Here is a 25,358-nt window from a genome sequence, read left to right as displayed (position 1 = left end):
GCTGCCGGCCCGGCGTTCGGCATCGGCGAGGGCACCGCCGACGGCGCGGCAGTTTCCGGCCTCGCCCCGGTCCCGCCGGCCGCAGTGACGGCGATGATAGGCGTGCCGACGTCGACGGTCCTGCCCTCGGGCACCAGCAGTTCGGCGACCACGCCGTCGAAGGGACTGGGCAGCTCGACGAGGGACTTGGCCGTCTCGATCTCCACAATCACGTCATTGACGGCCACGGTGTCCCCCGGCTTGACCTTCCAGGAGACGATTTCGGCCTCGGTCAGGCCTTCACCGACGTCGGGCAGCTTGAAGATTTGGTTCGGCATCTCTCTCCTAGGAATCGGCTCAGTAGGCCAGCGAGCGGTCCAGCGCCTCGAGGACCCTGTCGATATCCGGCAGGTAGTGCTCCTCCACCTTGGCCACCGGGTAGGGCATGTGGAAACCCCCCACCCGGATGACCGGTGCCTCCAGGCTCAGGAAGGCCCGTTCGCTGACGCGGGCCGCAATTTCGCCGCCGATGCCGCCGAAGGTCGGGGCCTCGTGCGCTACGATCAGCCGTCCGGTCTTGTGCACGGATTCCGTCACCGTGTCGAAGTCGATCGGCGAAAGGGAGCGCAGGTCGATGACCTCGACGCTGCGCCCTTCTTCGGCGGCCGCCTCCGCCGCGGCCAGGGCCACCGGCACCAGCGGGCCGTAGGCGACGACCGTGGCGTCGGTGCCGACGCGCAACACCTGCGCGGTGAAGGGACCGAGGCCGGGGTTCCCGGTGTCCACCTCGCCCTTGAGCCAGTAGCGGCGCTTGGGCTCGAAGACAATCACCGGGTCATTGGAGGCCACGGCATGCTGGATCATCCAGTAGGCGTCGTGCGGATTCGACGGGGTGATGATGCGCAGGCCGGCGGTGTGGGCAAAGAGCGCCTCCGGGGACTCGGAGTGGTGCTCGATGGAGCCTATGCCGCCGCCATAGGGAATCCGGATGACCACCGGGGCCGACACCTGGCCGGAGCTGCGGGCGTGGATCTTGGCCAGCTGGGTGGTGATCTGGTTGAAACCGGGGAAGACGAAGCCGTCGAACTGGATCTCGCAGATTGGACGGTAGCCGCGGAAGGCCAGTCCGATGGCGGTACCGATGATGCCGGACTCGGCCAGCGGCGTGTCCACCACCCGGTCCGCACCGAAGTCCGCCAGCAGGCCGTCGGTGACCCGGTACACGCCGCCGAGCTTGCCGATGTCCTCGCCCATTAGCAGGGACTTCGGATCCCGTTCCAGCGTGGCGCGCAGGCCCTCGTTAATAGCCTTGGCGATCGTCATCGTTGCCATCAGCGTCCCTCCCCCGCGTTGGCTTCGGTACCGCCGTCAAGGTCGGCGAAGCCGGACTCATACTGCTTGAACCAGGCCAGTTCCTCCGCCACCAGCGGATGCGGATCCGCGTACACGGCGTTGAAGCTCGCCTCGAACTCCGGACCCTCCATGGCCAGCACCGCGGCGCGGATCTGCTTGGCGAAGGCATCGCCCTCATCCTTGAGGTCGTCGAAGAAGGCATCGTCCGCCAAGCCCTGCGCCCGGAGGTACTTCTCCATCCGGCGCAGCGGGTCCTTGCGTTTCCAGGAATCCTCTTCGGCCGCCAGCCGGTACTTCGTCGGGTCGTCGGCCGTGGTGTGCGCGCTCATCCGGTAGGTGAACGCCTCGATCAGCACCGGGCCCCGGCCGGTCCGGGCATGCCGCAGCGCCCATTCGGTGACGGCCCGGACCGCGAGGACGTCGTTGCCGTCCACCCGGATGCCCGGGAAGCCGTAGCCGCTGGCGCGGTTGGCCAGCGGAATCCGGGACTGGACCTCACTCGGGACGGAGATGGCCCACTGGTTGTTCTGGCAGAAGAAGACCACCGGGGCCTGGTTCGAGGCCGCGAAGACCATCGACTCGTGGACATCGCCCTCCGAACTGGCGCCGTCACCGAAATAGGCAATGGTGACGGCGTCCGCCTGATCGCGCTGGATTCCCATCGCATAGCCGACGGCGTGCAGCGTCTGGGCGGCCAGCACCAGGGTGTACAGGTGGAAGTTGTGCTCCCGGGGATCCCAGCCGCCGCTTGAAATCCCGCGGAACTGGCGGAGCAGGTTGGACAGGTCGAGGCCGCGGGCCAGTGCCACGCCGTGCTCGCGGTAGGTGGGGAACACGTAGTCCTGCGGCTGGAATGCCCGGCCCGAACCGATTTGGGCGGCCTCCTGGCCCTGCAGCGGCGGCCACAGGGCCAACTGGCCCTGCCGCTGGAGTGCCGTCGCCTCCACGTCGAAGCGCCGGACGATGAACATATCCCGGTACAAGCCGCGCAGGGCCCCTGCGTCCAGGTCCGCCAGCAGCGGGCTGTACGTCGGGTCCTCGCGGAGCACGCCGTCGGCATCCAGCAACTGCACCATCGTTGGATCCTCGGCAGGCCCCCCGGGGGCACCGATGGACTGACCCAGATCCTCTATCTCAAACTCCGTGGTGGGCAGATGCTCAGCGCCCATGCGAACTCCTCCCCGCCCCGCTGGCGGTACCATCGCTTCTTATATTCCCCCCATGGAATACATTCCGTCGGTGGAATATGTCTCGGTCTTTCCTGTCAAGACTACCGGCAGCGCAGGCCATGTTCCGCCACATGACAAGGGCGGAAACAGGAGCGGCCGCCTCAGGAAACGGCCTGGACCTTGGCATACGCCGCGCACAGCTGCAGGAAGCGGGTGTTCGCCTCGGCCTCGCCGATGCTCACCCGGACCCCCTCGCCGTCGAAAGCCCGGACGGAGAGCGCCTGCCGCCCGGCAAACTCGGCGAACTCCTGCGCCCGATCGCCAAGCGGCAGCCAGACAAAGTTGCCCTGGGACTCCGGGATCTTCCAACCCAGCTCCTTCAGGCCGGCCACCACGCGTTCCCGCTCGTCCACCAGGCCCTGCACCCGCTCCTGCACCTGGCCATAATGACGCAGGGAGGTAATGGCCGCGTGCTCGGCGATGCTGGAGACCGCGAACGGCGTCGCCGCCACGCGCAGGTGCCCGGTGATGTCCGGCCGGGACACCGAATAGCCCACCCGCAACCCGGCCAGCCCGTGCGCCTTGGAGAAGGTGCGCAGCACCACGACGTTCGGGTACTTCTTGTACATCCGGATGCCGTCCACCACCTCCGGGTCGCGGACGAATTCGGTGTAGGCCTCGTCGATCACCACAATGACATCGCGCGGGACCTTGGCCAGGAAACCCTCGACCTGGGCGGTGGTCAGGGCCGGGCCCGTCGGGTTGTTCGGGGTGCACAGCAGGATGACCCGGGTGCGGTCGGTCACCGCCGCAGCCATTGCCTCCAGGTCATGCGTTCCGTCCGCCCGGTTGGGAACCTGGACGCTGCGCGCGCCCGCCAGGCCCACCATGATGGGGTAGGCCTCGAAGGAACGCCAGGGGTAGACGACCTCGTCCATGGCACCGTCCTCATCCTGGCCGGCATAGGCCTGCAGGATCTGGGTCAGGGCACCCAGGCTGCCGGCGCCGGTCACGATGTCCTCCGCGGGCACGTCCAGGAAGGAGGCCAGCTCGGTACGCAGCGCGGTGCAGAGCGGATCCGGGTAGCGCATGATGTCCGTCCGGGCGTTGATGGCCTCCAGCACGGCGGGGATCGGCGGCAGCGGGTTCTCGTTGGAGGAGAGCTTGTATGCCTGCAGGCCCTCGATGGCTGTCGGCGGCTTGCCGGCGGCATACTTGGGCAGGCGGGCCAGCACGCTGCGGGGCCGGATTTCGACGTCGTTGTCGACTGCCGTGCCTGCTGCGTTGCCTGCGGCGGCGCCTGCTGCCGGAACCGCAGCCTGGTTGATGGGGTTGTCAGCGGAAGTCATGCGTTAAAGGATACGTGCGGCCGTCACCGGATTTGCCTGTGGTGTGCCACCATGTAGGCATGACGGCCTTCATCGTCCGCGTCATTGTCAACGCCCTGGCCCTCTGGGCGGCCGGCTGGCTGCTGCCGGGCATTGAAATCCAGCCAACGGCCGGCGCGGGGATGGCCGGCGGGAACAACGTCGGCGGCGTCATCCTGGCCTACCTCTTCATCGGCCTGATTTTCGGGCTGGTCAACTCGATCGTCCGGCCCGTGGTGGCGTTGCTGGCCCTGCCGATAACCATCCTGACGCTCGGCATTTTCACGATCATCATCAATGCCGCCATGCTGATGCTCACGGCCTGGATCTCCGGCTACACCCCGGTGCACTTCGAGGTGGACTCCTTCTTCTGGACGGCGATCCTCGGCGCGCTGATCATCAGCGTGGTCTCCATCGTGGCCAGCATTTTCACCGGGGGCCGCCGCTAGGGAGTGGGAGCTCCCGGCTTCGCCGCCACGCCGGGGCCCTCGCGCCCACTCTACGGGTTCCGCCCACGCCTCACCGGCTCCATGGCGGGCGGTTAAGCACACTTGACCAGTTCGTAACCCGCGGCCGCAACAGCCGAAACACGCGCTGCCTAACGTTTCTTCCACCGGGCGAACCGCCGACCCCTGGAGGATTCCGTTGAGCATTGACCAGACCGCACAAACCAGCCATGCCACCGAGGCCGCCCCCGCCGCCGCCGGACCCGCCCGCCTGCGGCTGAGGCCCGGGCGGTGGATCGACAACTGGGATCCCGAGGACCGCGGGTTCTGGGAAGGAACCGGACGGGGAATCGCCCGCAGCAACCTGCGCTGGTCCATCTTCTGCGAGTTCCTCGGCTTCATCGTCTGGCAGCTGTGGTCCATCGCCGCGGTCCAGCTTCCCGCGGCCGGCTTCGACCTGAGCAGCTCCCAGATCTTCTGGCTCATTTCGATGCCCAGCCTGGTCGGGGCCACGCTGCGGATCCCGTACACCTTCATGGTGCCGACGTTCGGCGGCCGCAACTGGACCGTCGTCTCGGCCCTGTTGCTGCTCATCCCCGCCGTCGGCCTGGCCGTGTGCACTGCAAACCCTCAGACGCCGTTCGGCGTCCTGCTGCTGATGGCAGGCCTCGCCGGTTTCGGCGGCGGCAACTTCGCCAGCTCGATGGCGAACATCACCTACTTCTACCCCGCCTCCGAAAAGGGCTACGCACTGGGACTGAACGCCGCCGGCGGCAACCTGGGCGCCGCCGTGGCCCAGCTGGTGGTACCGCTGGCCGTTACAGCCGGCGCCTTCGGCGCGACCGGTGCGCTGAACCTGCCGCTGGCCGGGCTGATCTGGGTGCCGCTGATCCTGCTCGCCGCCTGGGGCGCCCGGCGCTTCATGCACAACCTCTCGCACGCCAAGGGAGACCTGGCCGCCTCCCTCGCGGCGCTGCGCGAGCCGCACCTGTGGATCATGTCCCTGCTCTACATCGGCACCTTCGGCTCCTTCATCGGCTTCTCCGGCGTTTTCCCGAAGCTGATCAAGGACGTCTTCCCGGAGTTCTCCGCCTTCTCGGTGGGAACGGCGGCACTGTCCCTGGCCTTCCTTGGCCCGCTGGTGGGCTCGCTGGCCCGGCCGCTCGGGGGCAGGCTGGCCGACCGGTTCGGCGGGGCGCGGATGACGACGGCCTCCTTCGCGGCCATGGCCGTGATCGCCCTGGCCGTGGTGTGGACCCTGCCGGCATCCAACTTCTGGCTCTTCCTAGTCCTGTTCCTGGCCCTGTTCACGGCCAGCGGCTTCGGCAACGGGGCCACCTACCGGATGATCCCGCGCATCTTCGCGATCCGCGGCCAGGAGGCGGGCCCGGGCCGGGACGGCGTCGACAGCCAGCGCAAGTCCTCGGCGGCCCTGGGCCTGATCTCGGCCGTCGGCGCATACGGCGGCTTCGTCATCCCGCAGGTGCTCAATGCCTCCGGCACCGCCACGGGCAGCTACGACGGCGCTTTCTACGGCTTCGTCGGCGCCTACGTGCTCATGCTGGTGCTGGCATGGTCCTGCTACCTGCGTCCGGGCAGCAAGATGGCCCAGGGCGGGGTGTAGCGATGGGCACCAACACGCACTGCCCCTACTGCGCCCTGCAGTGTGCCATGCGGCTGGCTCCGGCCGGCCGCATGGCCGTCCCCGCCGGCGCAGTATCCGCCGGCGCTGTGTCCGCCGGTGCTGTGTCCGACGGTGCTGTGTCCAACGGCGCCGGCGCGGTCCGGGCGGGGACCACCCTGGAGGTGGGCGGCCGGGACTTCCCCACCAACCGGGGCGGACTGTGCCGCAAGGGCTGGACCTCGCCGGCCCTGCTGAACTCGCCGGAGCGGCTCACCACACCGCTGCTGCGCGGGGCCGGCGGCGTCTTCCGGCCCGTCGGCTGGGACGAAGCCCTGGACCTGGCCGCCGACGCCGTGCGCACGGCCTGGGAGCGGCACGGCGCCGATTCCGTAGGCGTCTTTGGCAGCGGCGGGCTGACCAACGAAAAGGCCTACCAGCTGGGCAAATTCGCCCGGCTGGCGCTGCGCACCTCCCGGATCGACTACAACGGCCGGTTCTGCATGGCCTCCGCGGCGGCGGCCGGGAACCGGGCGTTCGGCCTGGACCGCGGGCTGCCGTTCCCGCTGGCCGACCTGGACAGCGCCCACACCGTCCTGCTGCTGGGCTCCAACGTCGCCGACACCATGCCGCCGTTCGTGGCACACCTGCAGGGTGCCCGGGACGCGGGCGGACTGATCGTGGTGGACCCGCGGCGCTCCGCCACGGCAGCCCTGACCGGCGGCGGGGCCGGACTGCACCTGCAGCCAACGCCGGGCACCGACATGGCGCTGCTGCTGGGCATCTCCCACGTGGTGGTGCACGAAGGTCTCGCGGACCAGGATTTCATCCAGCAGCGCACGGACGGCTACAGGTCCCTGCGGCGCAGCCTGAACGCCTGGTGGCCGGAGCGCGTCCAGGCAGTCACCGGCGTGCCTGCCGAACTGGTGCGGGAGACCGCGCGGCGCCTGGCCGAAGGCGTCCGCCAGGCCCGCGCCGGACTCTCCGCGGGCGGCACCTACATCCTGACCGGCCGCGGCGTGGAGCAGCACGTGGACGGAACGGACACGGCCACCGCGGCGATCAACCTGAGCCTGCTGCTCGGGCTGCCCGGCAGCACGCACAGCGGCTACGGCACGCTGACCGGCCAGGGTAACGGCCAGGGTGCACGCGAGCACGGGCAGAAATCCGACCAGCTGCCCGGCTACCGCAAGATCACCGATCCGGCGGCGCGCAAGCATGTGGCCGCCGTCTGGGGCGTCGATCCCGGGCTGATCCCCGGACCCGGGCTGCCGGCCGTCCAGCTGCTGAAATCCCTGGGCCGGCCCGGCGGCGTCCGCAGCCTCTTTGTCCACGGCTCGAACATCGCCGTGTCCGCCCCGGATGCGGGCGCCGTGCTGGCCGGCCTGCGCAGCCTGGACTTTTTGGTTGTGGCCGACTTCTTCATGTCCGAAACCGCCGCGGAAGCAGACCTGGTGCTCCCCGTCCCCCAGTGGGCCGAGGAAGAAGGCACCATGACCAACCTGGAGGGCCGGGTCATCCGGCGGCGCCGGGCGGTCGAGGCACCCGAAGGAACCCGCTCAGAGCTGTGGATCATGCAGCAGTTGGCGGTCCGGCTGGGGGCACCATCGACATTCAGCGATGATCCGGAGACGGTCTTCGAGGAGCTGCGGCTGGCCTCCGCCGGCGGCCTGGCCGACTACTCGGGCATCCGCTATGCGCAGCTGGAGAACGACGACGTGCCCGCCTACTGGCCGTTCCCCACGGGTTCGGCCGGCACGCCCCGGCTCTTCCTCGAGACCTTCGCCCATCCGGACGGACGGGCGCGGTTCACGGCCGTCTCGCCGGGTACCGCCGCGGACCTGCTGCACCGCCCGGGGGAACTCACGCTCGTCACCGGCCGCGTGCTCGAGCACTACCAGTCCGGGTCCCAGACCCGGCGGGTCGCCGAACTGTCGGCGGCGCAGCCTGAACCGCGCCTGCAGCTGCATCCGGCCACGGCGCTGCCCCTGGGGATTGCGGACGGGGATATGGCCGAGATCAGCAACGGCCGGGGCACCGTACGGGCCCGCGCCGAACTGACCACCGAGGTGCGGCCCGACACCGCCTTCCTGCCCTTCCACTTCCCGGGCCGGCAGAGCGCCAACCTGCTGACCCAGGCCGCAACGGACCCAATCTCCGGGATGCCGGAATTCAAGACCAGCGCCGTACAGGTACGCGTGCTGGAGAAAGCAGGCGCGTTGTGAATTCGGAAACCCCCGAACGGATCGCCGTCGTCGGTTTCGGACCGGTGGCCGCCCGCTTCATCGACGAACTGCTGCCGACGGTGCGCAGCGGCCACATCCAGCTCACGGTGATCGGAGCCGAAGCCGTGCCCGCCTACAACCGGGTCCTGGTGGCCGATCTGGGCGTGGGGCGGACCACGCCCGAAGCCATCGAGCTCGCGGACGCCGACGACCTGCGCGCCGAAGGAGTAAAGGTCCTGCTCGGCCGCACGGCCCGGCGGATCGACCGCCCCCGGCAGATGCTCGAACTGGATGACGGCACCCGTGAACCCTACGACCGGCTGGTGCTGGCCACCGGTGCCGGTGCCATTGTTCCCACGCTCACCGGGCTGAACCCGGATCCTGCGGCCATTCATCTGCTGCCGCCCGGCGTCACCGCGCTGCGGGACCTCGGCGATGCGGCCCGGCTGCGGCACACGGTGGACCGCGGCGGACACGTGATCGTGCTGGGCGGGGGCATCCTGGGCATCGAGGCCGCGCTGGCCGCGGCAGAGGAGGGCGCCTGCGTCACCGTGGTCCACAACGGCGACCGGCCATTGGCCCGCAACCTCGACCGCGGCGGAGGAAGAACCCTCGCCCGGGCCCTGCGCTCTGCCGGCATCGACCTCGTCTCCGGCGCGCGCTCCACCGGCGTCTGCTTCGCCCCCCAGGCCGGCCGGCACCACTTCAACGCCCTCGAACTCGCGGACGGCCGCCGGATCAGCGGCGACCTGCTGCTGCTGTCCTGCGGCGTCCGGCCGCGCACCGGCCTCGCCGCAGGCTCCGGGCTGCCGGTGGGCAGGGGCATCGTGGTGAACCACCGGCTGGAAGCGGACACGGACGGGACCATCTTCGCCATCGGGGACTGTGCCGAGGTCCACTGCGGCGATCCCGCATGCCGCGACTGTGCCGACCCGGGCGCCAGGCCGGCCGGCCTGATCGGGCCGGGGTGGCGGCAGGCAGAGTGGCTCGCCCACCACCTGGTCCGGCAGGCCGGCCCGCTGGGCGCCTCCGCCCCAATGCCGGACCTGGCCGCCGAGAAACCTGCCGTCATGCTGCTGAAGGCCCGGAACGTGGACATGGCCTCGGCCGGCACGATCGACGCCGAGCTATGGGACGACGATGAGGTGGTGCCGTGCACGGCCGGCCGTGGAGGCACCACGGCACCCCGGCAGGTCGCCCAGTGGGCGGACCCCGAACATGGACGGTACGTCAAGATGGTCACCCGCGGCGGGGTGCTGGAGGGCCTGGTCTGCGTCGGCATGCCGCGTACGGCCGCCGAACTGGTGCTGCTGTACGAGCGCGGGTCCGAACTTCCCGCGGACCGGACGGCGCTGTTCCGGCTCGATGCCGTCGAGCAGCTGCCGGGCCTGTCCGGCCCGGCCGATCCCGCGTCGCCGCTCTGCCGGTGCACCGGAGCAACGCACGGACAGGTCCGGGAAGCCGTTGCGGGCGGCTGCCACTCCGTGGGCGCCATCAGCGACGCCACGCGGGCCGGTACCGGATGCGGCGGCTGCCGGAGCCGGATTGCCGAATTGATCGAGTCCCATCTGCAGTCAGCCGGAGCGGGCACCGGCACCTCCTGACCTCCGTGCGGCCTCAGCGGCCCGGGGCGGCCCGGGCGGCGCTGCCGTCCGGTCCGGCACCGCCGGCTGCCGGGTGAGCCTGAAGACCTGCCTTCGGGCAGTTGCGCCCGCCAGGGTGCCGGCAATAATTGAGGCCGTGTCCGCCACGGAGGGGTCCGGACTGAGTTCGAGGGCCCGTGCCGCGGACATGTAGTTGCCGAAATTGTGGCCCGGACCGAGGCCGGCGGCCCCTCCCGCAGGGGTTTCGACCCGCCCGGTGAGGGTGACCGTGACCTGGTCCCGGCCGTCAGGGTTCGGCACTCCGTCCGCACCGGCCACCCAGTCCTGCCGGTGTTCCAGGTGCAGGCTCTTCACGCCGGGGGCGGCCCGCCGGTCCCCCACCGGGGAGCCTGCGGTGAGGACGTACTGCACGTGGTGCCGCGAGAGGAACTCCCGGTTCCGGGCCAGGTTCATGGCGTGGATGCCGCCCTGGCTGTAACCGGCCAGGATCACGGGCTCTCCGGGTGCCGCACCTGCCTCTGCCAAAGCACGGGAGACGGCCTCCGCCACGAACCTGCTGTCCGCTGCCAGCGCCTCGGCAATGCCCGTTTCGTCGAACGGGTTTGCGGTCGCGGCCGGTCCCCCGCTGCCCTGGGTTCCCGGCAGCGCCACCACCCAGCTGTTCCGGCCGTCCTTGCGGACCTCGACCACCTCGATGTGTCCGGGACCGGCCTGTTCCGCCGCGGCCGCGCGGGCCAGCAGACCGGCAGGGGTAGGTGCCACGGACACGGCTCCGGCAGGACCGGCCTGCGCCACGGTGATTGGAGCCGTGCGGAGCAGCCCGGCCGAATTGGCCGCGGCAACCAGGACCGGTGCCAGCCGCCCCGGAACCGGGAGGCTGCCGACTCTCCCGTGCCGGGCATCGCGCAGGACCATCGCCGCGAAGGCCGGCGGCAGCCCCAGCAGGACCGCCAGCGCTTCCGGCGCATTGTTCAGCACGCGCCCGGCCCCGTCCCGGGTCGGCCGGCCCTCGTTGCCAAGTGCGCCCAGCGGTACGGTGAGCCACGAGGTGGAACGGTCCACGGCGTCCAGTCCGGACCGCACGGCCTGCTCCGCCGCCGCATAGACCCGGAGTGCCTGGCGGACGCTGTCCGAAAGCTCCCGGATTTGGCGGGCGCCCTGCGCCATTGCGGACCAGGCCCCGAGCACCGCCATCCGCACGGCGAACCATCCCGGTACCGGGGCCAGCCTGCCCTCGAGCAGCTCCCGCTCCACCTCTGCCGCTTCCCCGCGGATTTGTTCCACCCTGTCGGCGATGGCCTCGAGCCGGGCTGCGGCGTCCTCAAGTTCCTCCCACTGGAACGCGGCCCCGCCGAGGCCACCCGACACCGTGTACCCGGGGTAGGCGGTGGAGCCAAAACGGTTCTCCCACCAGCGGGCGGAAGCCGGATGCCAGTCTTCTGCGGTCACTGGAACGGCCGGCTTTCCGCCAGTGCCGCATCCACGGCCTGTCCGAACGCGGCGACCTGGCCGGCGGCGGTGCGGACCCGGTCCGCGGCGTCGTCCAGCCGCAAGCGCTTTTGCGCCAGTGTCCGTCGGAACGCCTGTCCCGCCGGGGATTCCCAAGCCGCCAGCTCGAGCCCGGCCAGCGAGCCGTTGAGCTCCTGCAGCCTGGCCTCGCACTCGAGCAGCCGCTGCGCCAGCAGCCGGACCTCCCGGCCGGCCGCGGCACAACAGGCTCCGGGCGGCGGCGTTGTCCAGAAATCCATCCGAGGCACTCCTTCTCCCCGCCACCGACGCTACGCGCCGGAACCGCACCGCCGGCAGCCACCGGGAGCCGGGTGTGCGCAAGGAGGCCCGGGCGCAGGCTGTGGAGGGCTGCTCAGCGTCCTCCGCAGCCCCAGCCGGGCCCGGGGAGCATGAAAGAATAGGGGCCATGGCTGAACATCACCGTGTTTCTTTGGCAGAAGTTTCCCCCGCAATCGCCCTCGGCCCGCTGGACGGCCGCTATCGCGGCGCCGTCGCCCCGCTGGTGGACTACCTCTCCGAAGCCGCACTGAACCGCGACCGCGTGCACGTGGAGGTCGAGTGGCTGATCCACCTGGCCAACGGCTCCGTGCTCCCGGGGGCCGGCCCGCTCACCGCCGAGCAGCAGGCCGCGCTGCGCAGGATCGTCACCGATTTCGACGGCAGCTCGGTGCGCGAACTGGCCGAGATCGAGGCCGTAACCGTCCACGACGTCAAGGCCGTGGAGTACTACATCGGCAGCCGCCTGGCGGACATCGGCATCGGCAACCTCAAGGCGATGGTGCACTTCGGCTGCACCTCCGAGGACATCAACAACCTCTCCTACGCCGTTGGCATCAAGGGCGCGGTGGAGAAGGTCTGGCTGCCGGCCGCCCGTGACCTGGTCGCCCAGCTCTCGGCCATGGCCGAGGCCAACCGCGACGTGCCGATGCTCTCCCGCACCCACGGCCAGCCGGCCACCCCCACCACGCTTGGCAAGGAACTCGCCGTGGTCGTGCACCGGCTGACCCGGCAGCTGGACCGGATCGAACGGACCGAATACCTGGGCAAGATCAACGGCGCCACCGGTACCTACGCCGCGCACTACGCCGCGGTGCCCACCGCCGACTGGCAGGCCGTGTCCAGGAGTTTCGTGGAGGGCCTGGGCCTGACCTGGAACCCGTTGACCACGCAGATCGAATCCCACGACTGGCAGGCCGAACTCTACGCCGACATCGCCCGCTTCAACCGCATCCTGCACAATCTGTGCACGGACATCTGGAGCTACATCTCTATCGGCTACTTCGTCCAGATCCCCGTCGAGGGCGCCACCGGCTCCTCCACCATGCCGCACAAGGTCAACCCGATCCGCTTCGAGAACGCCGAGGCGAACCTGGAGATTTCCAACGGCCTGCTGGACACCCTGGCCGCCACCCTGGTCACCTCCCGCTGGCAGCGCGACCTTACGGATTCCTCCTCGCAGCGCAACATCGGCGTCGCCTTCGGCCACTCGCTGCTGGCCATCTCCAACGTGGCGAAAGGCCTGGACCGGCTGGATGTTGCCGCGGACGTGCTCGCCGCGGACCTGGACCAGAACTGGGAGGTGCTCGGCGAGGCGATCCAGATGGTCATGCGTGCCGAAGCCATCGCCGGGGTGCCGGGCATGGACAACCCGTACGAGCGGCTGAAGGACCTGACCCGCGGCCACCGCGTGGACGCGGCCCGGATGAAGGAGTTCGTCTCCACGCTCAAGCTGTCCCCCGCGGCCGAAGAGCGCCTGCTGGCCCTGACCCCGGAGAGCTACAACGGCATCGCCGGCCAGCTGGTGGACCACCTGAAGAAATAACCCGCTGCCGCCCCGATAGCCGGGGCGGACGGTGGCGGCCCGGGTTGTGCAACCCGGGCCGCCGCGCGTCTGCGGCCCTGTTGAGCATGGGAATCTTTCGGAAAGCCCCGCTGTCTCCTGCGCCGGCATCCGCCCCGCACCCATCGCAGCCCCGCCGCTCCCTGCCCGCCGCAGCCGGTGTGACTCTGCACACGAAATTCGTTTCCGGGCCGGCACAAGGTTTAGAGTCGTTAATACGCCGCGGGGTGGAGCAGTTCGGTAGCTCGCTGGGCTCATAACCCAGAGGTCAGAGGTTCAAATCCTCTCCCCGCAACGAAAAGGCCCCTGACCGGGCGCGGACGTCCGGTCGGGGGCCTTCGCAATTCCCGGGCGCGGTCCCGCCGCACGGTCCGGACGAACGCGGACGGCCTGAGCGTGCCGGTGGAGCCGGACCGGCTGCCGGCAGCGGGGATGTTCCTGCCCGGATCCCCGGGGAGCACCGGTGTGCCGCCCCCGCCGCATCTTGGGCCCTCCCGGTCTTGAGACCTGCCGAGGTGCCGGCATACCGGCGCGCTCCTTTGGGGGCGGCCGGTGGCCGGGCCCTCCTGCGTCCCGCGGGCGGCCCGGGGCGCAGGCGTGCCGTCCGGCTACTCGGCTGCCGCGAGCTGGCCGCAGGCGCCGTCGATCTCCTGGCCCCGGGTGTCGCGCAGCGTCGTGGGGATGCCGGCGGCCGTCAGCCGGGCGATGAATTCGCGGGTGACGGCCGGTTCGGAGCTGGTCCAGATGGAGCCCGGCGTCGGGTTCAGCGGGATCGGGTTCACGTGGACCCAGCCGCGGCCGCGCCGGTTCAGCTTCCGGGCCAGCAGGTCCGCGCGCCAGGGATGGTCGTTCATGTCCTTGATCAGCGCGTATTCGATCGATACGCGCCGGCCGGTGGTCCGGTAGTAGTTGTAGGCCGCGTCCAGGGCCTCGTCCACCTTCCAGCGGGAGTTGACCGGGATCAGGTCGTCGCGCAGCTCGTCGTCGGGAGCGTGCAGGCTCAGCGCGAAGGTGACCGGCAGGTCCTCGGCGGCGAGCTTGTTGATCGCCGGGACCAGCCCGACGGTGGAGACGGTGATGTTGCGGGCGCTCATACCCAGGCCTTCGGGCGCCTCGGCGGCCATCCGGCGCACGGCGGCCATTACGCGCTTGTAGTTGGCCAGCGGCTCGCCCATGCCCATGAAGACGATATTGGTGACGCGCTCGGCGTCGTGGCCTGCACCGCTGCGCTTGCCGCCGAGCCCGCCTTCGGCAATGACCCGGTTGGCCTGCACGACCTGGTCCAGGATCTCGGCGGTGGACATGTTGCGGGTCAGTCCGGCCTGCCCGGTGGCGCAGAACGGGCAGTTCATGCCGCAGCCGCACTGGCTGGACACGCACAGGGTGATGCGGCCGGGGTAGCGCATCAGCACGGATTCGACCAGCGAGCCGTCGAAGAGCCGCCAGAGGAACTTGATGGTGTCCCCCTTGTCCGTGGTCAGGCGCTTGACCTCGGTCAGCAGCTTCGGGAACATCGCGGCCGCCAGTTCCTCGCGCCCGGTCTTGGGCAGGTCGCTCATGCGCCCGGGGTCCGTGGTGTAGTGCTGGAAGTAGTGGACCGAGAGCTGCTTGGCGCGGAACGCCGGCACACCCAGCTCCCTGAGCTTTTCCTGGCGCTCGGCCAGGCTCAGGTCCGCCAGGTGTACGGGCGGCTGGGAGACGCGCGGGGACTTGAACTGCAGCAGCGGGCGGCCCTCGCGGGTGACGGCCTGCTGCCATCCCTCGGCAGCGGGGCGGACCTGGGGCCGCTCGGACACGGCCGCCGGCGCGGCCGCGGACCCGGCGGAGGACACAGCCGCGGACACAGCCGAGGACACAGTGGAGGACACAGTGGAGGACACAGTGGAGGACAGGTGGGAAGACATTGGCACTATTGTCTCACACGGACTAAAGTTCTCCCTCCGGCCCGGCGTCCCCGCCGCGCATCCCGTGCCGCCGGCGCATCGGGTTCCTGCGGGCGCGCCGGCAGGTTAGCCTCGGACCATGACCGACGACGAGATCAACTTCCACACCCGCAAGTGGGTTCGCCCCGAGGACCTCAATGCCAACGGCACGCTCTTCGGCGGCAGCCTGCTGCGCTGGATCGACGAGGAAGCGGCCATTTACGCCATCATCCAGCTCGGCAACGGCATGGCGGTGACCAAGTACATGTCCGAGATCAACTTCGTCAGCTCCGCCCGGCAGGGGGACCTGATCGAGATGGGCCTGCGGGCCACGCATTTCGGCCGGACCTCGCTGACCATGCGGGCGGAGGTGCGCAACATGATTACCCGCAGGTCCATCCTGACCATCGAGAAGATCGTCTTCGTGAACCTGGACGACGAGGGCAATCCGGCCCCGCACGGCTACACCGCGATCACGTACGACCGGGACCGCGTCCCCAGCCACCATCTGGACATCCGGCCGGCGGCGGACAAGGACTGACACGCACCCCGGCGGACCGTCCTTCCACCGGTTTCGCTCCGGAACGGGAACCTGCCGGCGGTTTAAACATGCAGCAGCTTCCCCTTTCGGGAGGAGGAGGCGGTGCGGGGAAATCCGGGGACGGGGTCAGTGCCCGAAGCGAGGCGGCAGGGGATGCGGCCGGGCTTGCGGGGACGGCGCAGCCGCCGAACGCTGGAACCTGAGGATCCGCTCCAGGGCCGCGGCCACCGCGTCCTCGCCCGCGGCGAAGGACAGGCGCACGTAGCGGATGCCGTTCACGGCGTCGAAATCCGCCCCCGGCACCAGGGCCACGCCCTCCTGCTCCAGCAGTGCGCGGCAGTAGGCCGCCGAATCGGCGAAACCTGCCAGCTGCGCCCCCAGGTCCGCATACAGGTAGAAGGCCCCGTCGGCCGGAGCCGCGTGGCCCCAGTTGAGCCGGCCGAGGTTTTCCAGCAGCAGCCGGCGCACCTTTGCGTAGCCGGCCACCGCGGCGTCGGCTCCGGCGTAGGACTCCTCCGTGAAGGCCTCCACCGCGGCCAGCTGCGCCGGGGCCGGCGGGCACAGCGCCACATTGCCGGCGAGCGCTTCCATTGCGCCGGCGAGGTCCTCCGGCATCAGGGCCCAGCCCAGCCGCCAGCCGGTCATCCCCCAGTATTTGGAGAAGGAGGAGACGGCGACGCCGGTGCGGTCCAGTTCCCAGGCGCAGACGCCCCGGGCATCCGGCGCCTGCGGATCCGCCGGATAGGTGATGCCGTGGTAGATCTCGTCGCTGACCAGGCGCACGCCGTTGGCCGCGCACCAGGCGGTCAGCGCCGCGAGCTCCGTCCGGGTGACCATGGTGCCGGTGGGGTTGGCCGGGGAGGCCAGGACGAGTCCGTCGAGCGCACCGTGCGCGGCGGCAGCATCCAGCTGCTCCGGTGTGGGCTGGTAGCGTTGGGCCGGCCCGCAGTCGATCTCCACCACCTCGCAGCCGAGCGCCCTGAGGATGTTGCGGTAGGCCGGGTAGCCGGGCCGGGCCAGGGCCACGCGGTCCCCGTGGTCGAAGGCGGCCAGGAAGGCCAGCATGAAGGCGCCGGAGGACCCGGTGGTGATGGCCACTTCCTCCGGCGCGACGTCCAACCCGTACCAGCGGCCGTAATGCGCGGCCACCGCCGCGCGCAGCGGCCGGATGCCCAGCGCCCCGGTGTAGGTCAGGGCCAGGCCGGAGGCGTGGATCCGGGCGGCCTCGGCGGAAACCGCCCGGGGGGCGCCGCCTGAAGGCTCTCCGGCGCACAAGGAGATGACGTCCCGGCCGGCAGCCTGCAGGTCCGCCACCCGGGACAGGATGTTCATGACTTCGAAGGGCGGGACGAGGGCGCGGCCTGAGGCCTTCAGGGGCGGGGTCACGGCGGGTCTCCAATCGGGGGCGGGCAGGTGCCTCCAGCTTGCCACCGGTCCGGGCCTTCCCGCAGCCCGGGCCTTCCCGCAGCCCGGGCCCTGTCCGGGTGCCGGCCCTAGTCCACGAATTCGGACTGTGTCTCGACGAAGTCCCAGTCCTTCGGATGCAGCGTCTTGTCCTTCAGGTCCGGGCCGCCAGCCTCGTAGACCGCCAAGGCCACATCGGGATCGATGACCTCGGCCCGCAGGTTCTCCCGGAACCATTCCTTGTGGTCCGTCTCCAGCTCCAGCCACCACTGTTCGATGCGCAGTTCCGCCATGGTTCAGTCCTCCGGTTTGGCCTCTACATCCACCGTAGGCGGGTGCGGCAGGCGCTTCAAGGGGCCGGCCGGCGGGGGCGAGCGCCCCGCTTCCAAGTAGTTTCCTGCTCCGGTGCTGCCTGGCCCTAAGTATTCCCGCGGCTAAACGGGTACGCCCTACTCATGCAGCCGCCGCCCGCTGCTGCCTACCATGAGTAACGCTCGACTGCTCGCCACTCTCGGCCACATCGGCGGGTTTGGCCATACGGTCTTCTTGGAATGTTCGTTGGGGGGGAACGCCAGTGGCCTCTAGCCATGTCATCTTTGTTCTTGGCGCCGCCATTGTGATGGCGGTTGCCTGCGGGGGCGGTGCCTGGATTTACCGCAGGGTCAGGAAACCGCAGCTGATCAGGATGCTGCTGCTGCTCGGCGCGGGCCTGGTGCTCGCGGCCAACACCTTCTGCCTGCTGGTTAAGGTTGCCGATCTCTGGGCGGCCGCCGTCATTGCGGCCTCCCTGGCCTGCGGGGCCGCCCTGGCCGCGCTGTTGCTCTCGTGGCGGGTCAAGGCCGTACACGCCACGCTCCCGCGCCGCGTGCTGGCGATCGGCGCCCATCCCGATGACCTGGAGCTGGCGTGCGGGGGCACGCTGGCCAAGTTCATCGACTCCGGGCACGAGGTCAACGGCCTGATCATGAGCGACGGCAGGGTCGGCGGCGATGTGGGCGAGCGGTCCAAGGAGGCGCACCGCGGCGCCGCCTTCATGGGGCTGACCAGCATCCGGCATTTCGACTTCACCGACACCCGGCTGGCCGAGCACGGCCAGGAGATGGTCAACGCCATCGAGGAAGCCATCCGCCGCTTCAACCCGGACATCATCCTGACCCATTCCAAGCACGACCAGCACCAGGACCATCAGGCCGTCCATGACGCGACGCTGCGGGCCGCCCGCCAGCATCACTCCATCCTGTGCTACGAGAGCCCCTCGGCCACCCGGGACTTCAACCCGAGCGTGTTCATCGATATCGAGGACTACGTCGAGGCCAAGGTCCGTGCGGTGCAGGTGCACCGGGACCAGGCCGGCAAGCCGTACATGACCCCGGCGCGGGTGCGCGGCGTCGCCGCCTTCCGGGGGAGCCAGGCCAAGCGGGCGGCCGCCGAAGGCTATGAACCGGTCCGCCTGCTGACGTCCGAGTTGCGGAATCCCTGACACACAACGTCCTGGTTGCCCGGGCCGCCGGACGGGCGCCGCCCCGGCGGCTGCATCCCCGGCGGTTCTTGCCTCGGCCCGCCGGCGGTGCCAGTGTGGACATCGTCCGCAGTTAGCCGGCGGGGGCACCGGCGGCCTCCGCCGAATCCAGTGAACGCGAAAAGGACCAGTCATGGCACGCATGATCTTCCCCAACCTGCCCGTCTCCGACGTCGGCAAGGCCACCGCCTTCTACACCGGGCTCGGCTTCGCCAAGGACCCCCGTTTCAGCAACGAGCAGTGCTCGGCCATCACGGTGGCGGACAATATCACCGTCATGCTGCTGGAAAAGGGCATGTACGAAGGCTTCCTGGGCGAAGGCGGCACGGCGCACCTGAATTCCAGCGCCAAGGAAGTGCTCAACTGCCTCAGCTGCGATTCCCGCGAGGAAGTCGATGACCTTGTGGCCAGGGCCGAGGCCGCCGGCGGCAGCGTGTACCTGCCGCCCCAGGAACAGATGCCCGGCATGTACGGGGCCTCCATCGCCGATCCGGACGGCCATGTCTGGGAGCTGCTCTGGATGTCGCCGGAGGCCGTGGAGGCGGTGGGCGAACAGAACGCGGGTCAGGCCTGAGGCGGGCCGGTTCGCCGGCGGCCGGGCCTTCCCGGCCGCGTGATCGCCCTGCCTGGCCGGGGCCTTCAGCCGCCGGCCAGGTCCCGGTGCAGCGCCTCGACGCGGGCCTTGATCTCGTCCCGGACCAGCCGCATCCGCTCCGCGCCGTGGATCCCGCGCAGGCTCGGTTCGTCGATCTCCCAGCGCTCGTAGCGCGTCCCGGGCAGCTGCTCCAGCTGCGCATTGGAACCGAGGATGACAACGACGTCGGCGGCCTGCTGCGCCGCTTCGGTCGCCGCGGTGGGCACGCGGCCGGCGATGTCGATGCCCAGTTCGGCCAGCGCGGCCGCGGATTCGGGATTGACGGCATCGCCCGGCGCGGTACCGCAGGAGTTCACCGCCACCGAGCCCGCGGCCAGATGTTCCATCAGGCCGGCCGCCATCGGGGACTTGCCGCTGTTGGTGGAGCAGACGAAGAGGACGCTGGGTTTGTCGGCTTTGAAGCTCATGGGCTGCTTTCTTTTGGGAACCGGCGGGCTGTGCAGGGCACGGGTACCAGCGAATAATAGCCTCCATGAGCGACATTCCGGCCACCAGGCCCTCCGTCCTCTTCGTCTGCATCGGCAACGCGGGCCGTTCGCAAATGGCCGCCGGCTACCTGGCGCACCTGGCCCGCGGCGCCCTGGAGGTCCGCTCGGCCGGTACCCGCCCGGCCCGCCGGGCCAGCCCGGACGTCATCGCGGCCATGGCCGAGGAGGGCATCGACATCTCCGCCGAGCGGCCCAAGGCGCTGACCGAGGAGGCGCTGCAGGAGGCCGACGTCGTCGTCACCCTGGGCGGCGGCGACGCCTGTCCGGTCCTGCCGGGCAAGCGCTACGAGGACTGGGCCCTTGAGGACGCCGCCGGCAGGGACGTGGCGGCGCTGCGGCCGCTCCGGGACGAGATCAAGGGCCGGGTCCGGCAGCTGCTCACCGAACTGCTGCCCGCCCTCCATCCCGACGCCGGCTGACGCGTACGCCGGCTGCCCCGCACCCGGCGGCTGCCCCGGTTACTTCCGGGCCACGAGCGCGTCCACCTGCTCCAGCACGGCCTCGAGCTCCTCGTCCGTCACCCGCGGTGCGGCGGCGCCGGCGGAGAGGAATGTGGCGCTGTAGTACAGGCCGTCGCCCATCAGCTTGACCGCCTGGGCCAGCGCCCGGCTGCCCAGGCAGGACTCGAGCGCCTCCAGCCACACCTCCTGGATCCGGGCGAAGGTCTGCACCGCGGCCGGGTGGCCCTGCTGGACCAGCCGGGCCACCGCCACGATCGCCCGGTCCAGGGGCGAATCCATGTACCGGGAGGTGCGCACGTAGTAGCGGGCCGCCCCTTCCGGCGCCGTCGCGATTCTCCCGGCATCGGCCGCCGTCAGCGCGGCCAGGCGCTCGCAGAGCGCCTGGACCATGGCCTCCTTGGACCGGAAGTGGTACAGCAGCCCGCCCTTGGACACCCCGGCGGCCGCGGCCACCGCATCCACGGTGGCGGCCCGCTCCCCCTCCTTGATCAGGATGTCTTCGAAGCTGTCGAGGATCCGGTCTCTGGCACTGGACATGGCTCCATCCTACGTTGCCCCGGCATTGCCACTAAACCGTCCAGACGGTACAGTAACGGCGAACCGACGATCCAAGGAGACGCCCATGCTCGCCCTCGAACTGCGCGCCGGCCGCAAGGACTGGACGGCCCTGGCGGTCCTGATGCTGCCGGTCCTGCTGGTCGCCGTCGACAACACGGTGCTCAGCTTCGCCCTGCCCGCCATTTCGCTGGCCTTCAGCACCACCGGCACGACCTTGCTGTGGATCATCGACATCTACCCGCTGGTGTTGGCCGGACTGCTGGTGGCCATGGGCGGCCTGGGCGACCGGTTCGGGCGCCGGCGGATGCTGATGCTCGGCGCCACCGGCTTCGCGGCCCTGTCCGCGGCGGCGGCCTTCGCCCCCAACGCCGAGGTGCTGCTGGCAGCGCGCGCAGGACTGGGCGTCTTCGGCTCGATGTTGATGCCCGCCACGCTCTCGCTGATCCGCAATATCTTCGCCGACCGCCGGCAGCGCCGCCTGGCCATTGCGGTCTGGGCCGCGGCCTTCTCCGCCGGAGCCGCCGTGGGCCCGCTGGTGGGCGGGGTGCTGCTCGAGCACTTCTGGTGGGGCTCGGTGTTCCTGCTGGCCGTGCCGGTGCTGGCGGCCATGCTGGTGCTGACGCCGCTGTGCGTGCCGGAGAGCCGGGATCCAAACCCCGCCGGCGTGGACGTGCCCTCGATTGCACTGTCGGTGCTGACCATGCTGCCGGTGGTTTACGCGGTCAAGAACCTGGCCAACGACGGCGCCCCGGCCGTCACCGCGGCCGCGGCCGGGCTCGGGATCCTGGCCGGCTGGCTGTTCACCCGCCGCCAGCTGAGCCGCCCGAATCCCATGCTGGATGTCCGGCTGTTCCGGGTCCGCCCGTTCACCGGCGCCGTGCTGGTGAACCTGCTGGCCGTCTTCGCGCTGGTGGGATTCCTGTACTTCGTCTCGCAGCACCTGCAGCTGGTGCTCGGCCTGGGCCCGCTGGACGCGGGGATGGTGCTGCTGCCGGGCCTGGCCATCACCGTTGCCGCCGGCTTCGCGGTGGTGCCGCTGGTGCCCCGGATTCCCGCGCATCGGGCGGTCTCCGGCGCCCTGCTGCTCTCGGCCGGCGCCTACTGGATGGTGGCCGCCGCCGGCCAGGGCGCCCCGGCCGGCACCCTGATGGCTGCCTTCGCCCTGCTGGGCGCCGGCGTCGGCGCCTCCGAGACGCTGTCCAATGACCTGATCCTCGCCGGCGTTCCCGCCGCCAAGGCCGGCGCCGCCTCCGCCGTATCCGAAACCGCCTACGAGGTGGGCTCGGTCTTCGGCACGGCCGTGCTGGGCAGCATCCTGGTCTCTTCCTACCGGCAGCACATCCGGCTGCCGGCAGGCCTGACGCCGGAGCAGGCCTCGGCCGCCGGGGAAACGCTGGGCGGCGCCATCAATACCGCGGCCGCGCTCCCCGCCGGCACCGCGCGGGCCCTGCTGGAGTCGGCCTTTTACGCCTTCGACAGCGGCGTGGCCATCACGGCGGGAATTGCCGCGGCCCTGATGCTCGCCGCCTCGGCACTGGCCTGGTGGGCGCTGCGGCCGCAGGCCGGATAGCCGGAGCCGCCGGGCCGTTGCCTTATACCCCTTGGGGGTATATCATCGGGACATGACCACTGAAAAGGGCGCCGCCGGCGCCCCCGGCGCACCGGACACCGGCAGCTCCGATGAACATATCGGCCACGCCTACACCACGGACAAGGCCGCCTACCTGCGGCGGCTCAAGCGCATCGAAGGCCAGGTCCGCGGCATTGCGCGGATGGTGGACGAGGACAAGTACTGCATCGACATCCTGACCCAGGTATCGGCCATCAATAAGGCACTGCATGCGGTCAGCCTCGGCCTGCTCGAGGACCATATTGCACACTGCGTGGTCGGCGCCGCCCGCGATGCCGAGGCTGCCGGAGATCCGCAGCTTGTGCAGGACAAGGTCAAGGAAGCGTCGGACGCCATCGGCCGGCTGCTGCGCTAGCCACCGCCCACCGGATCAGGAGAACACCATGACCACTACCCGGATCAACATCGACGGCATGACCTGCAACCACTGCATCGACGCGGTAACCGAGGAACTGAGCTCCCTCGAGGGCGTCCAGCAGGTGGACATCGAACTGAACAAGGGCGGCATTTCCACCGCCACCGTCACCTCCACGGGAGCACTGGACCCGGAGCAGATCGGCGAGGCAGTAGCCGAGGCCGGCTACCTCGTGGTGTCCGCAGACGCGTAAGGAATTGGGAGGCGACATGGCCCAGGAAACGGGCGCCGCAACAGGAACCGTCGGTAACGCCGGCGCCGGGAACAGGAGCACCCGGCTGCTCGAGGTCGAGATCGAGGGCATGACCTGCGCCTCCTGCGTGAACCGCGTGGAGCGCAAGCTCGGCAAGATCGACGGCGTCTCCGCCAGCGTCAACCTCCCGCTCGAGTCCGCCCAGGTCACCGTGCCCGACGGCGTCACCGACCAGCAGATCATCGACACAATTAGGGCCACCGGCTACCAGGCAACGCTCCAGCAGCCGCCCTGGGCCGCCGGGTCCCGGCAGGACCGCGGAGCAACCTCGAGCGCCGCCGGAACAGACGCGCAAGGCGGCGGCCGCGGCCGCGAAGATCACGGGGAGGGCCCGGGCCGCGAGGACCACCTCGCCCACGGCGGCCCCGCCGCGCAGCTGCGCCCGCGCCTGTGGACCGCCGCCGCACTGACCCTCCCCGTCTTCATCATTTCCATGGTTCCCGGCGCCCAGTTCCCGCACTGGGGCTGGGCCGCGCTGCTGCTCTCGGCCCCGGTGGTGTTCTGGTCCGCCTGGCCGTTCCACCGCGCCGCCGTCGTGAACGCCCGGCACCTGGCCTCCACCATGGACACGCTGGTATCCCTCGGCGTGCTCGCGGCCTTCGTCTTCTCCGCCTGGCAGCTGGTGGCGGATCCGATGATGACGGCGCATGCGCACGCGGGCATGGCCGGCCATGCCCTGTACTTCGAGACCGCCGCCGTGGTGGTGACCTTCCTGCTGCTTGGCCGCTACCTGGAGGCCAATGCCAAGCAGAAGGCCGGCAGCGCGCTCAAGGCGCTGCTGGACCTCGGCGCCAAGGAAGCCACCGTGCTGCGCGGCGGCGCCGAGGTCCGGGTTCCGGCGGACCAGCTGGTGCCCGGCGACGAGTTCGTGGTCCGGCCCGGCGAGAAGATCGCCACCGACGGCTACGTCGTCGAGGGCCGTTCGGCCGTGGACACCTCCCTGATCACCGGTGAGTCCGTTCCGGTCGAGGTGGGCGTGGACGACACCGTGACCGGCGCGACCCTCAACACCTCGGGCCGGCTGCTGGTGCGTGCCACCCGCGTGGGTTCCGAGACCACACTGGCGCAAATGGGCCGGCTGGTCAGCCAGGCCCAGGCGGGCAAGGCCCCGATCGCCCGGCTGGCGGACCGGATCAGTGCGGTGTTCGTGCCCGCCGTGCTGGCCATCGCCGTCGCCACCTTCGTGCTGTGGCTGGCCTTCGGCGGCGGCCTCCAGTCCGCCTTCACCGCCGCGGTGACGGTGCTGGTCATCGCCTGCCCGTGTGCCCTGGGGCTGGCCACGCCCACCGCCCTGCTCGCCGGCACCGGCCGGGCGTCCCAGCTGGGCATCCTGATCAAGGGTCCGCAGATCCTCGAGGACACCCGCCGGGTGGACACCATCCTGCTGGACAAGACCGGCACGGTGACCACCGGCAGGCTGGCCGTCACCGGCGTCGTCGCCCTGAACGGCCGCACCAAAGCGGAGGTGCTGGCACTGGCCGGTGCGGTGGAGGCCGGCTCCGAGCATCCGATTGCCCAGGCCGTGGTCGAATCCGCCCGCGCCGCCGGCGCATTGCCGGCGCTGGCGGACTTCCACAGCGCCCCCGGCGGCGGCGTGCGCGGGACCACGGCGCCGGATGACGGCGGTGCCGGCCTGTCCCTGGTGGCCGGGCGCACCGGCTGGCTCGAGGAGAACGGCATCGTGCCCGCCGCGCCGGACCGGACCGTGTTCGAAGACCAGCAGGACGGCGGGGCCACCGCCGTCTGGCTGGCAGTGGACGGCGAACCGGCAGGCATCGTCAGCCTCCGGGACACCGTCAAGGAGGGCTCCCCCGCGGCGCTCGCCCGGCTGAAGGAGCTCGGCCTGCGTCCGCTGCTGCTCACCGGGGATAACGCCGCGGTCGCCGCCCAGGTGGCCGCCGCCGTCGGCATTGCCGCGGAAGACGTTTACGCCGATGTGCTGCCCGAGGAGAAGGTGGCGGCGGTCAGGCAGCTGCAGGACGCCGGCCGCACCGTGGCGATGGTGGGCGACGGGGTCAACGACGCCGCGGCGCTGGCCCAGGCGGATTTGGGCATCGCCATGGGCTCGGGCACGGACGTGGCCATCGAGGCCGCGGACATCACCGTGATGGGCAGCGACCTGGGCCAGGTAGTGCAGGCGATCGAGCTGAGCCGCCGGACGCTGGGCACCATCAAGGCCAACCTGTTCTGGGCCTTCGCCTACAACACGCTGGGCATCCCGGTGGCGGCCCTGGGCCTGCTGAATCCGATGATCGCCGGGGCCGCCATGGCCGCCAGCTCGGTGCTGGTGGTGGCGAACTCGCTGCGGCTGCGCCGGCTCGGGGCCTGAGCCGGGGCCCGGGCCTGAACCGGGGCAACCGGGCCTGAACCGGGGCAACCGGGCCTGAGCCGCGGCAACC

General features: G+C 70.5%; 24 protein-coding genes and 1 tRNA gene. 14 read left to right on the top strand and 11 right to left on the bottom strand.

Annotated elements, in window-relative coordinates; all coding sequences use genetic code 11:
- The 4 genes from ACFQ36_RS09135 to hisC form a co-directional block, all read right to left on the bottom strand.
- Positions 1 to 317, bottom strand: a 317-nt coding sequence (locus tag ACFQ36_RS09135; protein WP_377012810.1) for a biotin/lipoyl-containing protein, incomplete at its 3' end; no start/stop codon positions are given.
- 19 nt (positions 318 to 336) lie between these two features.
- The gene (locus ACFQ36_RS09130) at positions 337 to 1,311 is read right to left on the bottom strand and encodes an alpha-ketoacid dehydrogenase subunit beta (protein ID WP_377012808.1); all 975 of its coding nucleotides are present in this window, start codon (positions 1,309 to 1,311) and stop codon (positions 337 to 339) included.
- The gene (pdhA, locus tag ACFQ36_RS09125; RefSeq protein ID WP_377012806.1) at positions 1,311 to 2,501 is read right to left on the bottom strand and encodes a pyruvate dehydrogenase (acetyl-transferring) E1 component subunit alpha; all 1,191 of its coding nucleotides are present in this window, start codon (positions 2,499 to 2,501) and stop codon (positions 1,311 to 1,313) included. Before pdhA ends, ACFQ36_RS09130 begins: the two co-directional genes overlap by 1 nt.
- A 161-nt stretch (positions 2,502 to 2,662) precedes the next feature.
- Positions 2,663 to 3,850, bottom strand: coding sequence for a histidinol-phosphate transaminase (gene hisC / locus ACFQ36_RS09120; protein ID WP_377012804.1), 1,188 nt, complete (start codon positions 3,848 to 3,850; stop codon positions 2,663 to 2,665).
- Between the two features lie 59 nt (positions 3,851 to 3,909).
- Between hisC and ACFQ36_RS09115 the strand changes: the two genes are divergently transcribed.
- The 4 genes from ACFQ36_RS09115 (at position 3,910) to ACFQ36_RS09100 (ending at position 9,764) form a co-directional block, all read left to right on the top strand.
- Positions 3,910 to 4,317 (top strand): phage holin family protein, encoded by a 408-nt coding sequence (locus ACFQ36_RS09115; protein ID WP_377012802.1) that lies wholly within the window; start codon positions 3,910 to 3,912, stop codon positions 4,315 to 4,317.
- Between the two features lie 196 nt (positions 4,318 to 4,513).
- Positions 4,514 to 5,938, top strand: a complete 1,425-nt coding sequence (locus ACFQ36_RS09110; protein WP_377012800.1) for an MFS transporter — start codon at positions 4,514 to 4,516, stop codon at positions 5,936 to 5,938.
- A 2-nt stretch (positions 5,939 to 5,940) separates the two neighbouring features.
- On the top strand, positions 5,941 to 8,160 hold the full coding sequence (locus ACFQ36_RS09105; RefSeq protein ID WP_377012798.1) for a molybdopterin oxidoreductase family protein: 2,220 nt from the start codon (positions 5,941 to 5,943) through the stop codon (positions 8,158 to 8,160).
- Positions 8,157 to 9,764 (top strand): FAD-dependent oxidoreductase, encoded by a 1,608-nt coding sequence (locus tag ACFQ36_RS09100; protein WP_377012797.1) that lies wholly within the window; start codon positions 8,157 to 8,159, stop codon positions 9,762 to 9,764. The genes ACFQ36_RS09105 and ACFQ36_RS09100 overlap by 4 nt, the downstream gene beginning before the upstream one ends.
- Here the strand turns inward: ACFQ36_RS09100 and ACFQ36_RS09095 are convergent.
- Together ACFQ36_RS09095 and ACFQ36_RS09090 are read right to left on the bottom strand one after the other, a co-directional pair.
- Positions 9,735 to 11,213, bottom strand: a complete 1,479-nt coding sequence (locus ACFQ36_RS09095) for a hypothetical protein (RefSeq protein ID WP_377012795.1) — start codon at positions 11,211 to 11,213, stop codon at positions 9,735 to 9,737. The genes ACFQ36_RS09100 and ACFQ36_RS09095 overlap by 30 nt on opposite strands.
- Positions 11,210 to 11,512, bottom strand: coding sequence for a hypothetical protein (locus ACFQ36_RS09090; protein ID WP_377012793.1), 303 nt, complete (start codon positions 11,510 to 11,512; stop codon positions 11,210 to 11,212). The genes ACFQ36_RS09095 and ACFQ36_RS09090 overlap by 4 nt, the downstream gene beginning before the upstream one ends.
- A gap of 167 nt (positions 11,513 to 11,679) precedes the next feature.
- Here ACFQ36_RS09090 and purB point away from each other — a divergent pair, with 167 nt between their 5' ends.
- Both purB and ACFQ36_RS09080 read left to right on the top strand, forming a co-directional pair.
- A complete protein-coding gene (gene purB, locus ACFQ36_RS09085; RefSeq protein WP_377012791.1) occupies positions 11,680 to 13,095 on the top strand; it encodes an adenylosuccinate lyase in 1,416 nt (471 codons plus the stop codon).
- 239 nt (positions 13,096 to 13,334) lie between these two features.
- Positions 13,335 to 13,408: transfer RNA gene (locus ACFQ36_RS09080), tRNA-Met, on the top strand.
- A gap of 313 nt (positions 13,409 to 13,721) precedes the next feature.
- On the opposite strand, the gene rlmN is transcribed toward ACFQ36_RS09080, so the two are convergent.
- Positions 13,722 to 15,017 (bottom strand): 23S rRNA (adenine(2503)-C(2))-methyltransferase RlmN, encoded by a 1,296-nt coding sequence (gene rlmN / locus ACFQ36_RS09075; protein WP_377012789.1) that lies wholly within the window; start codon positions 15,015 to 15,017, stop codon positions 13,722 to 13,724.
- Between the two features lie 118 nt (positions 15,018 to 15,135).
- Between rlmN and ACFQ36_RS09070 the strand changes: the two genes are divergently transcribed.
- Complete coding sequence (locus tag ACFQ36_RS09070; protein ID WP_377012787.1) at positions 15,136 to 15,576, top strand: acyl-CoA thioesterase; 441 nt, start codon at positions 15,136 to 15,138, stop codon at positions 15,574 to 15,576.
- A 126-nt stretch (positions 15,577 to 15,702) separates the two neighbouring features.
- On the opposite strand, the gene ACFQ36_RS09065 is transcribed toward ACFQ36_RS09070, so the two are convergent.
- On the bottom strand, positions 15,703 to 16,962 hold the full coding sequence (locus ACFQ36_RS09065; RefSeq protein WP_377012785.1) for an aminotransferase class I/II-fold pyridoxal phosphate-dependent enzyme: 1,260 nt from the start codon (positions 16,960 to 16,962) through the stop codon (positions 15,703 to 15,705).
- A gap of 107 nt (positions 16,963 to 17,069) precedes the next feature.
- Complete coding sequence (locus ACFQ36_RS09060; protein WP_377012783.1) at positions 17,070 to 17,273, bottom strand: hypothetical protein; 204 nt, start codon at positions 17,271 to 17,273, stop codon at positions 17,070 to 17,072.
- A gap of 281 nt (positions 17,274 to 17,554) precedes the next feature.
- On the opposite strand from ACFQ36_RS09060, the gene ACFQ36_RS09055 reads away from it, so the two are divergent.
- Together ACFQ36_RS09055 and ACFQ36_RS09050 are read left to right on the top strand one after the other, a co-directional pair.
- Positions 17,555 to 18,460: a PIG-L deacetylase family protein gene (locus ACFQ36_RS09055; protein ID WP_377012781.1), complete on the top strand. Its 906-nt coding sequence runs from the start codon at positions 17,555 to 17,557 to the stop codon at positions 18,458 to 18,460.
- Between the two features lie 172 nt (positions 18,461 to 18,632).
- Positions 18,633 to 19,073 (top strand): VOC family protein, encoded by a 441-nt coding sequence (locus tag ACFQ36_RS09050; RefSeq protein ID WP_377012778.1) that lies wholly within the window; start codon positions 18,633 to 18,635, stop codon positions 19,071 to 19,073.
- A 65-nt stretch (positions 19,074 to 19,138) separates the two neighbouring features.
- On the opposite strand, the gene ACFQ36_RS09045 is transcribed toward ACFQ36_RS09050, so the two are convergent.
- On the bottom strand, positions 19,139 to 19,561 hold the full coding sequence (locus ACFQ36_RS09045; protein ID WP_377012776.1) for a low molecular weight phosphatase family protein: 423 nt from the start codon (positions 19,559 to 19,561) through the stop codon (positions 19,139 to 19,141).
- Between the two features lie 65 nt (positions 19,562 to 19,626).
- Here ACFQ36_RS09045 and ACFQ36_RS09040 point away from each other — a divergent pair, with 65 nt between their 5' ends.
- Positions 19,627 to 20,061, top strand: a complete 435-nt coding sequence (locus ACFQ36_RS09040) for an arsenate reductase ArsC (protein WP_377012774.1) — start codon at positions 19,627 to 19,629, stop codon at positions 20,059 to 20,061.
- Positions 20,062 to 20,100: 39 nt separating this feature from the next.
- On the opposite strand, the gene ACFQ36_RS09035 is transcribed toward ACFQ36_RS09040, so the two are convergent.
- On the bottom strand, positions 20,101 to 20,640 hold the full coding sequence (locus ACFQ36_RS09035) for a TetR family transcriptional regulator (RefSeq protein WP_377012772.1): 540 nt from the start codon (positions 20,638 to 20,640) through the stop codon (positions 20,101 to 20,103).
- A gap of 85 nt (positions 20,641 to 20,725) precedes the next feature.
- Here ACFQ36_RS09035 and ACFQ36_RS09030 point away from each other — a divergent pair, with 85 nt between their 5' ends.
- The 4 genes from ACFQ36_RS09030 (at position 20,726) to ACFQ36_RS09015 (ending at position 25,288) form a co-directional block, all read left to right on the top strand.
- Positions 20,726 to 22,231 carry an MFS transporter gene (locus ACFQ36_RS09030; protein ID WP_377012770.1) on the top strand — a complete coding sequence of 502 codons (1,506 nt, stop codon included), beginning with the start codon at positions 20,726 to 20,728 and terminating at the stop codon, positions 22,229 to 22,231.
- 52 nt (positions 22,232 to 22,283) lie between these two features.
- Positions 22,284 to 22,646, top strand: coding sequence for a metal-sensitive transcriptional regulator (locus tag ACFQ36_RS09025; protein WP_377012768.1), 363 nt, complete (start codon positions 22,284 to 22,286; stop codon positions 22,644 to 22,646).
- Between the two features lie 28 nt (positions 22,647 to 22,674).
- The gene (locus tag ACFQ36_RS09020) at positions 22,675 to 22,899 is read left to right on the top strand and encodes a heavy-metal-associated domain-containing protein (RefSeq protein WP_377012765.1); all 225 of its coding nucleotides are present in this window, start codon (positions 22,675 to 22,677) and stop codon (positions 22,897 to 22,899) included.
- Between the two features lie 109 nt (positions 22,900 to 23,008).
- Positions 23,009 to 25,288 carry a heavy metal translocating P-type ATPase gene (locus ACFQ36_RS09015; RefSeq protein ID WP_377012812.1) on the top strand — a complete coding sequence of 760 codons (2,280 nt, stop codon included), beginning with the start codon at positions 23,009 to 23,011 and terminating at the stop codon, positions 25,286 to 25,288.
- Positions 25,289 to 25,358: the final 70 nt, after the last annotated feature.

This window comes from Arthrobacter sp. GCM10027362 (assembly GCF_042679445.1).
In the GTDB taxonomy this organism is placed as follows: domain Bacteria; phylum Actinomycetota; class Actinomycetes; order Actinomycetales; family Micrococcaceae; genus Crystallibacter.
The sequence above is the reverse complement of the archived record's forward strand: the minus strand, read 5'-3'. Positions and strand labels throughout refer to the sequence as shown.

Bases quoted from the DNA above. Each gene is read 5' to 3' on its own strand.
- ACFQ36_RS09130 (WP_377012808.1), bottom strand. From the start codon at position 1,311: ATGGCAACGATGACGATCGCCAAGGCTATTAACGAGGGCCTGCGCGCC.
- pdhA (WP_377012806.1), bottom strand. From the start codon at position 2,501: ATGGGCGCTGAGCATCTGCCCACCACGGAGTTTGAGATAGAGGATCTG.
- hisC (WP_377012804.1), bottom strand. From the start codon at position 3,850: ATGACTTCCGCTGACAACCCCATCAACCAGGCTGCGGTTCCGGCAGCA.
- ACFQ36_RS09115 (WP_377012802.1), top strand. From the start codon at position 3,910: ATGACGGCCTTCATCGTCCGCGTCATTGTCAACGCCCTGGCCCTCTGG.
- ACFQ36_RS09105 (WP_377012798.1), top strand. From the start codon at position 5,941: ATGGGCACCAACACGCACTGCCCCTACTGCGCCCTGCAGTGTGCCATG.
- ACFQ36_RS09090 (WP_377012793.1), bottom strand. From the start codon at position 11,512: ATGGATTTCTGGACAACGCCGCCGCCCGGAGCCTGTTGTGCCGCGGCC.
- purB (WP_377012791.1), top strand. From the start codon at position 11,680: ATGGCTGAACATCACCGTGTTTCTTTGGCAGAAGTTTCCCCCGCAATC.
- rlmN (WP_377012789.1), bottom strand. From the start codon at position 15,017: ATGTCTTCCCACCTGTCCTCCACTGTGTCCTCCACTGTGTCCTCCACT.
- ACFQ36_RS09070 (WP_377012787.1), top strand. From the start codon at position 15,136: ATGACCGACGACGAGATCAACTTCCACACCCGCAAGTGGGTTCGCCCC.
- ACFQ36_RS09060 (WP_377012783.1), bottom strand. From the start codon at position 17,273: ATGGCGGAACTGCGCATCGAACAGTGGTGGCTGGAGCTGGAGACGGAC.
- ACFQ36_RS09050 (WP_377012778.1), top strand. From the start codon at position 18,633: ATGGCACGCATGATCTTCCCCAACCTGCCCGTCTCCGACGTCGGCAAG.
- ACFQ36_RS09045 (WP_377012776.1), bottom strand. From the start codon at position 19,561: ATGAGCTTCAAAGCCGACAAACCCAGCGTCCTCTTCGTCTGCTCCACC.
- ACFQ36_RS09040 (WP_377012774.1), top strand. From the start codon at position 19,627: ATGAGCGACATTCCGGCCACCAGGCCCTCCGTCCTCTTCGTCTGCATC.
- ACFQ36_RS09035 (WP_377012772.1), bottom strand. From the start codon at position 20,640: ATGTCCAGTGCCAGAGACCGGATCCTCGACAGCTTCGAAGACATCCTG.
- ACFQ36_RS09030 (WP_377012770.1), top strand. From the start codon at position 20,726: ATGCTCGCCCTCGAACTGCGCGCCGGCCGCAAGGACTGGACGGCCCTG.
- ACFQ36_RS09025 (WP_377012768.1), top strand. From the start codon at position 22,284: ATGACCACTGAAAAGGGCGCCGCCGGCGCCCCCGGCGCACCGGACACC.
- ACFQ36_RS09020 (WP_377012765.1), top strand. From the start codon at position 22,675: ATGACCACTACCCGGATCAACATCGACGGCATGACCTGCAACCACTGC.
- ACFQ36_RS09015 (WP_377012812.1), top strand. From the start codon at position 23,009: ATGACCTGCGCCTCCTGCGTGAACCGCGTGGAGCGCAAGCTCGGCAAG.